Source organism: Pseudomonas sp. AP42, assembly GCF_001728935.1.
GTDB lineage: Bacteria > Pseudomonadota > Gammaproteobacteria > Pseudomonadales > Pseudomonadaceae > Aquipseudomonas > Aquipseudomonas lactis.
Window position 1 is genome coordinate 1 of record NZ_LYSO01000171.1, and the last position, 9,690, is coordinate 9,690.

The window sequence follows — 9,690 nt, forward strand, 5'->3', positions numbered from 1 at the left end:
CGGGGCGCCTAAGATCAAGAGCAGATCAAGATCAAGAGCGGCTCGCTTCGCATCGTGGTTACCGGGGGCTGCGGCGAACTGCGCAGTTGTGTAGATACCTATGGCCATCACAGGCAAGCCAGCTCCAACCGTTGTACGGGGTGACTTCAGGCATTACGGGCTTGTTGCTGTTGCTGCAAACGCAGGCGCAGCAGCGGATAAGGCTGCCCAAGCCCATCATGCTCCGTGCGCCCGATCACCTCGAAGCCTTGCTTGAGGTAAAACCCCAAGGCCTGGGGGTTCTGTTCGTTGACGTCCAGTTCATCGGCATTCATGTGTTCGATCGCGTAACCCAGCAATTGCCGGCCCAGTCCCTGCCCACGGTAGTGCGGGTCGATAAACAGCATCTCCACCTTGCCCGCCGACACGCCGGCGAATCCGTTGATGCGTTGGCGCGAGTCCTTGGTGCATATCAGCATCACCGCATCGAGGTAGCGGGTCAGCACCAAGTTTTTCAGCAACTCGATATAGCTGTCCGGGAGGAAGTCGTGGGTGGCGCGTACCGAGTCCTCCCAGATCTGCACCAGGCGCGCGTAGTCGCTGGTTTTAGGTGTGTGAATCACCGAATGCTGACGCATACCCGCTGTCCCTTGCTGTATTCGGGGTTGATGGGCAATACGATAGACCTAAAAAAGCCCCGCATCTTCTCAGAGGCGGGGCTTTTTTATCATCGGGCGATCAGTCGCGCTTTTCAGCCCACAAGTCGTACTCGTCGGCATCGGTCACGGTGCACCACACTTTGTCACCCGGCTTCAGGCCGCTGGCATCGTCGATAAACACGTTACCGTCGATTTCAGGGGCGTCGAAGAAGCAACGGCCTACCGCGCCTTGCTCGTCGACTTCATCGATGAGCACTTCGATTTCCTTGCCGATGCGCAGTTGCAGGCGCGCCGAGCTGATGGCCTGTTGGTGCGCCATGAAGCGCTCCCAACGGTCTTGCTTGACGTCGTCCGGCACCACGGCCAGGTCCAGCAGGTTGGCCGGAGCACCTTCCACCGGCGAGTACTGGAAGCAACCGACGCGGTCCAGCTGCGCTTCGGTCAGCCAGTCCAGCAGGTATTGGAAGTCTTCCTCGGTCTCGCCGGGGAAACCAACGATGAAGGTGGAACGGATGATCAGCTCCGGGCAGATCTCGCGCCAGTTCTTGATGCGTGCCAGGGTCTTGTCTTCGAACGCCGGGCGTTTCATCGCCTTGAGCACTTTCGGGCTGGCGTGCTGGAACGGGATGTCCAGGTACGGCAGGATCTTGCCGGCGGCCATCAACGGGATCAGCTCGTCCACGTGCGGGTACGGGTAAACATAATGCAGACGCACCCACACGCCCAGGCTGCTGAGGGCTTCGCACAGTTCGGTCATGCGGGTTTTCACCGGCGCGCCGTTCCAGAAACCGGTGCGGTATTTTACATCCACGCCGTAGGCGCTGGTGTCCTGGGAGATCACCAGCAGCTCCTTGACGCCAGACTTGACCAGGCGCTGGGCCTCGTCGAGCACGTCACCCACCGGGCGGCTCACCAGTTTGCCGCGCATCGACGGGATGATGCAGAAGCTGCAGCTGTGGTTGCAGCCTTCGGAAATCTTCAGGTACGCATAGTGGCGCGGGGTCAGCTTGATGCCTTGAGGCGGCACCAGGTCGATCAGCGGGTTGTGATCCTGGCGTGGCGGCACCACCTCGTGCACAGCGTTGACCACCTGCTCGTACTGCTGCGGGCCGGTCACGGCCAGCACGCTCGGGTGCACGTTGCGGATATTGCCTTCTTCCACGCCCATGCAACCGGTCACGATGACCTTGCCGTTTTCCTTGATGGCTTCGCCGATCACTTCCAGCGATTCGGCTTTGGCCGAGTCGATAAAGCCGCAGGTGTTGACCACCACCACATCGGCGTCCTGGTACGTGGACACGACGTCATAGCCTTCCATACGCAATTGCGTGAGGATGCGCTCGGAGTCGACAAGCGCCTTCGGGCAACCCAGGGAAACAAAGCCAACCTTGGGGTTGGCTTTTGCGATGGTGGTGGACATGTCTAACCTCGGTATTGAATGACGCTGCCGGTCGTGCACGACAAAGCAACGGACGGGCGCTTGGCGCGCCTCTGATCAAAAAGTGCGCAATTCTATCGGTGGGCAACGCACTTGACCAGCTTTATGCAGGGAAATGCGACGAGTGCTGCGCCGGGTAATCCCCATAGCCACTGGCGCGCGCTTAAGCCTGGATGTCTTGTTCGATTCGGTGCGATACCACTTTAGACATGCCCACACCTAACGCCTGGAGGACTTTAAGCAAAGTAGAGAGCTTAGGATCGCCGCCGACGCCGATGGACCTGTAGAGGTTTGCTCGATTGAGTCCGGTGTTCTGCGACAAGCTGAGCATCCCACCACGGGCTTCCGCCACTCGACGGATAGCAACAAGGAAAGCGTCCTCGCCACCGGCTTCATCTATTTCCTCAAGCGCGACAGACAAATATTCGAGGGCAAATGCCTCGTCGTTGCGAAGCATTTCCAGAACGCTATCTTCGTGCGGGCGGGTACGAATGGTCATGTTTGCTGCACCTTGTAGGATTTCCAAAGAGCCTTTGGCCTGATCGATGTCAGTGCGTGTCTCACCTTGCGCATGAGGCATGTACCTTAAAAGAGACGGCTTTATATGTATCGACTGCGCGCCATGCGAATGCACGATTGACCGATCAGGTAATCCGGCAAGGCGCTCCTGCTCACACCACCCAAGCAGCACGACTGAGCCGGGCCAGGAATATACGGTTGGCCGTAAATGTGATCAATGCAGGCAAAAAGGCGCCAAAGTGCTGCTGTGGCCTCTATGACTGATTGCCTAAAACGACACCCCGTTCACTTGAACGGGGAAATACGACGAGTGCTGCGCTATGCTTCGCGCCGTTGCGCACGGGTAAAGCCCTTGGGTCAATAAAACGTCTGTTACGAGAAGTAAAACAGCGCATGCTAGGGTCAGCTTAGAAGCGCTGTTTATAAAAGACCTCAGGTCAAAAGGGCAGGAGTGGTTGATGGGTCAGGCAAGTAGTCAGGCAGCAGGTGCCGAGCATTCAAAAGCCAAGCCGATTGGCATGCTGGTGGCGGCGGTCGGGGTGGTTTATGGCGATATCGGGACCAGCCCGCTCTACACCCTTAAAGAGGTGTTCAACGGTGGTTATGGCGTGCAGGTCAACCATGACGGTGTCTTGGGGATCCTCGCGCTGATCTTCTGGTCGCTGATCTGGGTGGTGTCGATCAAGTACGTGCTGTTCGTGCTGCGTGCCGATAACCAGGGCGAGGGCGGGATCATGGCGCTCACCGCGCTGGCGCGGCGAGCTGCCGGCACGCGGGCCAAATTGCGCGGTTTTCTGGTGGTGTGTGGCCTGTGTGGCGCGGCGTTGTTCTACGGCGACAGTATGATCACCCCGGCAATTTCGGTGTTGTCGGCCATCGAAGGCTTGGAACTGGCGTTCGACGGCCTGGAAAAATGGGTAGTGCCCATTGCCCTGGTGGTGCTGGTGGCGCTGTTCCTGATCCAGAAACACGGCACCGACCGCATCGGCAAGCTGTTCGGCCCGGTGATGGTCACCTGGTTCCTGGTGTTGGGCGGCCTGGGGGTGTACGGCATTTTGCAGCAACCCGAAGTGCTCAATGCGCTGAACCCGGCGTGGGGCGTGCGCTTCTTTATGGTTCACCCGGGTATTGGCGTGGCGATCCTCGGCGCGGTGGTGCTGGCCTTGACCGGCGCAGAAGCGCTCTACGCCGACATGGGCCACTTTGGCCGCAAACCCATCGCCCGCGCCTGGTTCCTGCTGGTGCTGCCGGCGCTGGTGCTCAACTATTTCGGCCAGGGCGCGATGCTGCTGGGCGATCCGGAGGCTGCGCGTAACCCGTTCTACCTGCTGGCGCCGAGCTGGGCGCTGGTCCCGTTGGTGGGCTTGTCCACTATGGCCACGGTAATCGCTTCCCAGGCGGTGATTTCCGGCGCGTTCTCGTTGACCCGCCAGGCGATCCAGCTGGGTTATATCCCGCGCATGCATATCCAGCACACCTCCAGTGCCGAACAGGGCCAGATCTACATCGGTGCAGTGAACTGGTCGTTGATGGTCGGCGTGATCCTGCTGGTGCTGGGTTTCGAATCTTCCGGTGCCCTGGCCTCGGCCTACGGCGTAGCTGTAACAGGCACCATGCTGATGACCACCATTCTGGTATCGGCGGTCATGCTGCTGCTGTGGAAATGGCCGCCGGTGCTGGCCGTGCCGCTGTTGCTCTGCTGCCTGTTGGTAGACGGCCTGTTCTTCGCGGCCAACGCGCCGAAGATTCTCCAGGGCGGGGCCTTCCCGGTACTGGCGGGGATCGTGCTGTTTGTGCTGATGACCACCTGGAAGCGCGGCAAGCAATTGCTGGTCGGCCGTCTCGACGAGGGTGGCCTGCCATTGCCGATCTTTATCAGTAGTATCCGCGTACAGCCGCCCCATCGCGTGCAGGGCACGGCGGTGTTCCTCACCGCGCGGCCCGACGCCGTGCCCCATGCGCTGTTGCACAACCTGCTGCATAACCAGGTGCTGCATGAGCAGGTGGTGCTGTTGACCGTGGTCTATGAAGACATTCCACGGGTGCCAGCGGCGCGGCGCTTCGAGGTGGATGCCTATGGCGAAGGCTTCTTCCGGGTGATCCTGCACTTCGGGTTTACCGATGAACCGGACGTACCCGAAGCGTTGAAGCTGTGCCATCTGGATGATCTGGACTTCAGCCCGATGCGCACCACCTATTTCCTTAGCCGTGAAACGGTGATTGCCTCGCGTATCAAAGGCATGGCCCGTTGGCGCGAAGTGTTGTTTGCCTTCATGTTGAAAAACGCCAACGGCAACCTGCGGTTCTTCAAACTGCCGGTCAACCGTGTGATCGAGCTGGGCACCCAGGTCGAGATGTAAGGCGCTGCCTACCGGGAGCCGGCAATCGGCTCCCGCTTTCCTTTCTGAACCCTGTGCAAACGATGGTTGTCGACTAGGCTGATAGGAGCGAGCTTGCTCGCGAAAAACGTCAACGATCACGCGTTAATCCTGGATAAACGCGACCCCTGTGAGGCCTTCGCGAGCGAGCTCGCTCCTACAAAAATGCCTATGAAGCCCAGAAGAGGTGCGCCATGAGTCAGCTGCTCGAACCTTACACCCTGCGCCAATTGACCCTGCTCAACCGCATCGCGGTTTCACCCATGTGCCAATACTCCAGCGACGATGGCCTGGCCAACGACTGGCACCTGGTGCACCTCGGCAGCCGAGCCGTGGGCGGCGCCGGGCTGATTTTTACCGAGGCCACGGCGGTGACCGCCGACGGCCGCATCACCGCCCAGGACCTGGGCCTGTGGAACGACGCCCAGATCGAACCGTTGCGGCGTATTACGCGGTTTATCGCGGCCCAGGGCGCAGTGGCCGGAATTCAGCTGGCCCATGCCGGGCGCAAGGCCAGCACTCATCGGCCATGGATCGGCAAACACGGCAGCGTCAAACCGGAGGAGGGCGGCTGGGTGCCGGTGGGGCCCTCGCCGATTGCCTTCGACCCCAATCACACCCAGCCCAAGCCACTGGACGAAGCACAGATCCAGCAGGTGATCGCCGACTTTGTCGCCGCCGCCAAGCGCGCCTTGACCGCAGGCTTTGAAGTGGTGGAAATCCATGCCGCCCACGGGTATCTGTTGCACCAGTTCCTCTCGCCGATCAGCAACCAGCGTCAAGACCACTACGGCGGCTCTTTCGAAAACCGCATTCGTCTGGTGCTGGAAGTGACCAAGGCCGTGCGCGCCGTGTGGCCTGAGGAGTTGCCGCTGTTTGTGCGCGTGTCGGCCACCGATTGGGTGGAAGACGGCTGGAACCCGGATGAAACCGTGGAATTGGCGCGCCGCCTGAAAGACCTGGGGGTGGATCTGATTGACGTATCGTCCGGGGGCACTGCCGCCAATGCCGAGATTCCCACCGGCCCCGGCTACCAGACGCGCTTCGCTGAGCGCGTGCGCAAGGAATCGGGCATGGCCACCGGCACCGTTGGCATGATTACCGAACCCGCCCAAGCCGAGCACATCCTGCGTACCTGCCAAGCCGACATTATTTTCCTGGCCCGCGAACTGCTGCGTGACCCTTATTGGCCACTGCACGCCGACGATGACCTGGGTGGGCGCAAGGCAACCTGGCCTGCGCAATACCAGCGGGCGACTCATCGGGACCAGCCGATTCATGAGTCGGACCTGCGGGATTGATCCTGCTCACCTCTGTGCCAAACCCACCCTGATACGGTGGGTTTTTTCTTGCGCGCGTTGTAGGCGTTGCGCAGCCGATATCGGCCACTGCGTGAGCAATCGCTGTAGGCTTTTATTACCGACGTTATTTTTTAAGTTAATACTCTAAAAAAATCCCACGAATGATGAGATAGTTTCTACGCTAAGGGTAAGCCCGACTTCTGGCCCAGGGAGACAGGCGGTTGGTCCGCGAAGCCGTTGCGCTTCTCGGGAGTTGGGAAATGGGCACCAGGAGTATTTGACTGATATCAGGAGTAGCTGTCCATGGCCAAGTCCTATGGCGTAGCGGGTGCGGTGGCGTCTTTTCTGAGCCGCCGGATGTCCTTGCGGGGTCGAAGATTGAGTTCAGATGAAATGGAGTTGCTGGCGCAATATCGGGCGCTGACCGAGAGTGATCAGGTGGCGATGCGCTATCTGATTGGCGCGATGAAAAGCGTGTCGCGGTTCTGAGCCAAATCCGATCATTCCCACGTTATTGCGTGGGAATGATCGTGCAGTGTGGCATCAGGTGTACTTGCGTTGCTCTGGCGCAGGCGGGAAGTACTGATACAGCCAGGTTTCACTGAGGGTGCGGTCCTGGGTGCGAATAAACAGGCGTAGCTCGACCGGCTCCACGCTGTCGCTGGTGGGGTACCAGTCGAACAGGATGCGGTAACCCTTGATGTTGTCCAGCACCAGCACGCTGAAGTCCTTCACCTCACCGTGGGAACAGGTCACCACAGGCTCGATGCCAGTGCCCGCCGGCAGGCGATCCAGGCCGCCGCCCTTGAAGTCCACGGCAAAACGCCGCGCCCATACTTTCGGATAATGCTCGCCGGGGGCCCAGCCTTCGGTAAAACCGCCCATGCCCGAACGGGTCGCATCGACCTGTGCCAGCGGCGTGCTCACCGGCGGCAGTGCGCTCCAGTACAGCTTGTAGCCGTAGTTGAGCGAATCACCGGCGGCCACGGGCTTTTTCGGGGTCCAGAAGGCCACGATATTGTCCAGGGTTTCGCCAGTGGTAGGGATTTCCAGCAGGTCGATCGAGCCTTCGCCCCAGGCCGTGGTCGGCTCAACCCACAGGCTTGGGCGTTTGCTGTACCAGTCGACGGTGTCCTGGTAGCTGGCGAACTCATGGTCGGTCTGCACCAGGCCGAAGCCTTTGGGGTTAGTGTCGGCGAACGCGTTGAATTGCAGTTTGGCCGGGTTGTTAAGGGGCCGGCAGACCCATTCGCCGTTGCCGCGCCACATGGCCAGGCGGTCCGAGTCGTGGATTTGCGGGTGAATGGTGTCGCACATGCGGCGCTCATGGGTGCCGCAGCTGAACATACTGGTCATGGGCGCGATGCCCAGTTGTTCGATGGCGGTGCGCGCATTGATGTGCGCGTCGATCGCCATCACCACTTGGTTGGCCTGGCAGTCGATATCGAAGCGATAGGCGCCAGTGGCGCTGGGCGAGTCAAGCAGGGCGTAGACCACAAAACGCGTGGCGTTCTTGTCCGGGGTTTCGAACCAGAACTGCGTGAAATCAGGGAATTCCTCGCGTTTTTTCGCGTAGGTATCAATCGCCAGGCCGCGCGCCGAGAGGCCGTACTGGCCGGTGGAATCCACCGCACGGAAGTAGCTGGCGCCCAGAAACGAGAGCACGTCATGGCGGTCCAGTTCCGGCGCCTTGAACAGCTTGAAGCCGGAGAAACCCAGGTCGCCGGTCAGTTGCTGGGTGTCCACCGTGGTTTTTTCATAGTTGAACAGCGAAGGGCGAAAGTGCACTTCGCGGGCTTCACGGGTCTTGGGGTCGACGTTGTGCATGCGCACCGGCGTCTTGAAACCCATGCCGACGTGGAAGAACTGCACGTCCAGTTGGCCGTTCAACTCCTTCCACAGCGAATGGTTGCGGTCGTAGCCGATGGCGTTGAAATTCTGCGGGGTCATGGTGGCCAGGGTCGGCGGCAGCACCTGCTTAGTGTCCTGGTAGCCACGGGTGGCCAATTGCTTGGCCTGGGCCTTGAGCGATTCGAAATCGAACGCCACGGCCTTGCCATCGGCAGCCTGGTTTGCGGCCCAGGCCTGGGCGGCCAGCAGGCCACTGGCCGACAAACCGGTGTAAGCCGCAATGGCCATGGATGCTTTGAGCAAATTCCTGCGGTGCATAGAGACAACCTGTCGTGAGCAAATCCCGCGCCGTTCCTGGCACGTAACGGATCAGAAATAACGGTTCGGACATGCCTTCGGCCAAACGCAACGGACAATAAACAGACGCCGGATAGCTTAAGCGGTTCGATGAGCGAGGCAAATTGATTGATGGCGGGATGATGGCGTTGCATGTGCAACAAGACATTTCCAGCATCGCGGCAGAGCGTTACATCTGGAAGCACTCTAGATCACGGCTTTTTGGCACTTAGTTTTACGCTGGAGGCCTATTGGTCCTACGAACCCAAGTGTCTGGAGGCTACGAATGAATACCCGTGGATTGCTCGATCAACTGCTCAAGTCTGGCCAGGACATGTTGCAAAACAAGGCCGGCGGCCAACGCAAGTCCAATGACAAGGGCGCCCTCGGCGGCTTGCTCAACGGTGGCGGGCTCGGCAGCATGCTCGGCGGTGCCGGCGGCGGCGCCCTGGCATCGGGAGCCATGGGCTTGCTGCTGGGCAACAAAAAAGCCCGCAAATTCGGCGGCAAGGCACTCACCTACGGCGGCCTGGCCGCACTCGGTGTGATTGCCTACAAGGCTTACGGCAACTGGCAAGCCCAGCAGGCCAGCGCGCCCCAAGGCGAGCCGCAAACCATCGACCGCCTGCCACCGGCCCAAGTGGAGCAACACAGCCAAGGCATTCTCAAGGCACTGGTAGCCGCGGCCAAGGCTGACGGGCATGTGGATGAGCGCGAGCGCGCCTTGATCGAAGGCGAATTTACCAAGCTGGACAACGATCAGGAGTTGCAACACTGGCTACACGCCGAACTCAACAAACCCCTGGACCCCACCGACGTCGCCCGCGCCGCCAGCACCCCGGAAATGGCCGCCGAAATGTACATCGCCAGCGTGATGCTGGTGGACGAAGAAAACTTCATGGAAAAAGCCTACCTGGACGAACTGGCCCGCCAACTGAAACTTGAACCAGGCTTGAAGCTTGAGCTGGAAAAACAAGTACGGCTAAACGCGTAAATAGGGCCACACGCCAGTCAAACCTGTGGGAGCGGGCTTGCCCGCGAATGCGGTGGGCCAGTCACTCTATTTCTGACTGACTGACGCCATCTCGGCATAGATACCAACACCGTAACTACGATGCGAAGCGAGCCGCCCTTGATCTTGCTCTTGATCTGCTTTTGATCTTAGGCGCCCCGTTAAACCACGCTGGCCGGAATTCGACAGTGATTTGGGGGGTAAACCGGCAGGGATA

At 60.0% G+C, this 9,690-nt stretch carries 8 protein-coding genes; 4 read left to right on the top strand and 4 right to left on the bottom strand.

Annotated elements, in window-relative coordinates:
• Nucleotides 1-146 precede the first annotated feature (146 nt).
• From A7K61_RS29510 to A7K61_RS29520, 3 genes are all read right to left on the bottom strand, one after another.
• The gene (locus A7K61_RS29510) at nucleotides 147-617 is read right to left on the bottom strand and encodes a GNAT family N-acetyltransferase (RefSeq protein WP_069558936.1); all 471 of its coding nucleotides are present in this window, start codon (nucleotides 615-617) and stop codon (nucleotides 147-149) included.
• 100 nt (nucleotides 618-717) lie between these two features.
• Nucleotides 718-2,058, bottom strand: a complete 1,341-nt coding sequence (gene rimO / locus A7K61_RS29515) for a 30S ribosomal protein S12 methylthiotransferase RimO (protein ID WP_003231334.1) — start codon at nucleotides 2,056-2,058, stop codon at nucleotides 718-720.
• Between the two features lie 181 nt (nucleotides 2,059-2,239).
• Nucleotides 2,240-2,575: an addiction module antidote protein gene (locus A7K61_RS29520; protein WP_069558939.1), complete on the bottom strand. Its 336-nt coding sequence runs from the start codon at nucleotides 2,573-2,575 to the stop codon at nucleotides 2,240-2,242.
• A gap of 478 nt (nucleotides 2,576-3,053) precedes the next feature.
• On the opposite strand from A7K61_RS29520, the gene A7K61_RS29525 reads away from it, so the two are divergent.
• The 3 genes from A7K61_RS29525 (at nucleotide 3,054) to A7K61_RS29535 (ending at nucleotide 6,763) form a co-directional block, all read left to right on the top strand.
• Complete coding sequence (locus A7K61_RS29525) at nucleotides 3,054-4,955, top strand: potassium transporter Kup (protein WP_032893242.1); 1,902 nt, start codon at nucleotides 3,054-3,056, stop codon at nucleotides 4,953-4,955.
• Between the two features lie 212 nt (nucleotides 4,956-5,167).
• Complete coding sequence (locus tag A7K61_RS29530; RefSeq protein WP_047712716.1) at nucleotides 5,168-6,274, top strand: NADH:flavin oxidoreductase/NADH oxidase; 1,107 nt, start codon at nucleotides 5,168-5,170, stop codon at nucleotides 6,272-6,274.
• Between the two features lie 303 nt (nucleotides 6,275-6,577).
• Nucleotides 6,578-6,763, top strand: coding sequence for a hypothetical protein (locus tag A7K61_RS29535; RefSeq protein ID WP_003189066.1), 186 nt, complete (start codon nucleotides 6,578-6,580; stop codon nucleotides 6,761-6,763).
• Between the two features lie 54 nt (nucleotides 6,764-6,817).
• Here A7K61_RS29535 and A7K61_RS29540 read toward each other — a convergent pair whose 3' ends face one another.
• Complete coding sequence (locus A7K61_RS29540) at nucleotides 6,818-8,443, bottom strand: glucan biosynthesis protein D (protein WP_069558937.1); 1,626 nt, start codon at nucleotides 8,441-8,443, stop codon at nucleotides 6,818-6,820.
• Nucleotides 8,444-8,747: 304 nt separating this feature from the next.
• On the opposite strand from A7K61_RS29540, the gene A7K61_RS29545 reads away from it, so the two are divergent.
• Nucleotides 8,748-9,455: a tellurite resistance TerB family protein gene (locus A7K61_RS29545; protein WP_069558938.1), complete on the top strand. Its 708-nt coding sequence runs from the start codon at nucleotides 8,748-8,750 to the stop codon at nucleotides 9,453-9,455.
• Nucleotides 9,456-9,690 lie beyond the last annotated feature (235 nt).

Coding starts and splice junctions, on each gene's coding strand:
- A7K61_RS29510 (WP_069558936.1), bottom strand. CDS start 617: ATGCGTCAGCATTCGGTGATTCACACACCTAAAACCAGCGACTACGCG.
- rimO (WP_003231334.1), bottom strand. CDS start 2,058: ATGTCCACCACCATCGCAAAAGCCAACCCCAAGGTTGGCTTTGTTTCC.
- A7K61_RS29520 (WP_069558939.1), bottom strand. CDS start 2,575: ATGACCATTCGTACCCGCCCGCACGAAGATAGCGTTCTGGAAATGCTT.
- A7K61_RS29525 (WP_032893242.1), top strand. CDS start 3,054: ATGGGTCAGGCAAGTAGTCAGGCAGCAGGTGCCGAGCATTCAAAAGCC.
- A7K61_RS29530 (WP_047712716.1), top strand. CDS start 5,168: ATGAGTCAGCTGCTCGAACCTTACACCCTGCGCCAATTGACCCTGCTC.
- A7K61_RS29535 (WP_003189066.1), top strand. CDS start 6,578: ATGGCCAAGTCCTATGGCGTAGCGGGTGCGGTGGCGTCTTTTCTGAGC.
- A7K61_RS29540 (WP_069558937.1), bottom strand. CDS start 8,443: ATGCACCGCAGGAATTTGCTCAAAGCATCCATGGCCATTGCGGCTTAC.
- A7K61_RS29545 (WP_069558938.1), top strand. CDS start 8,748: ATGAATACCCGTGGATTGCTCGATCAACTGCTCAAGTCTGGCCAGGAC.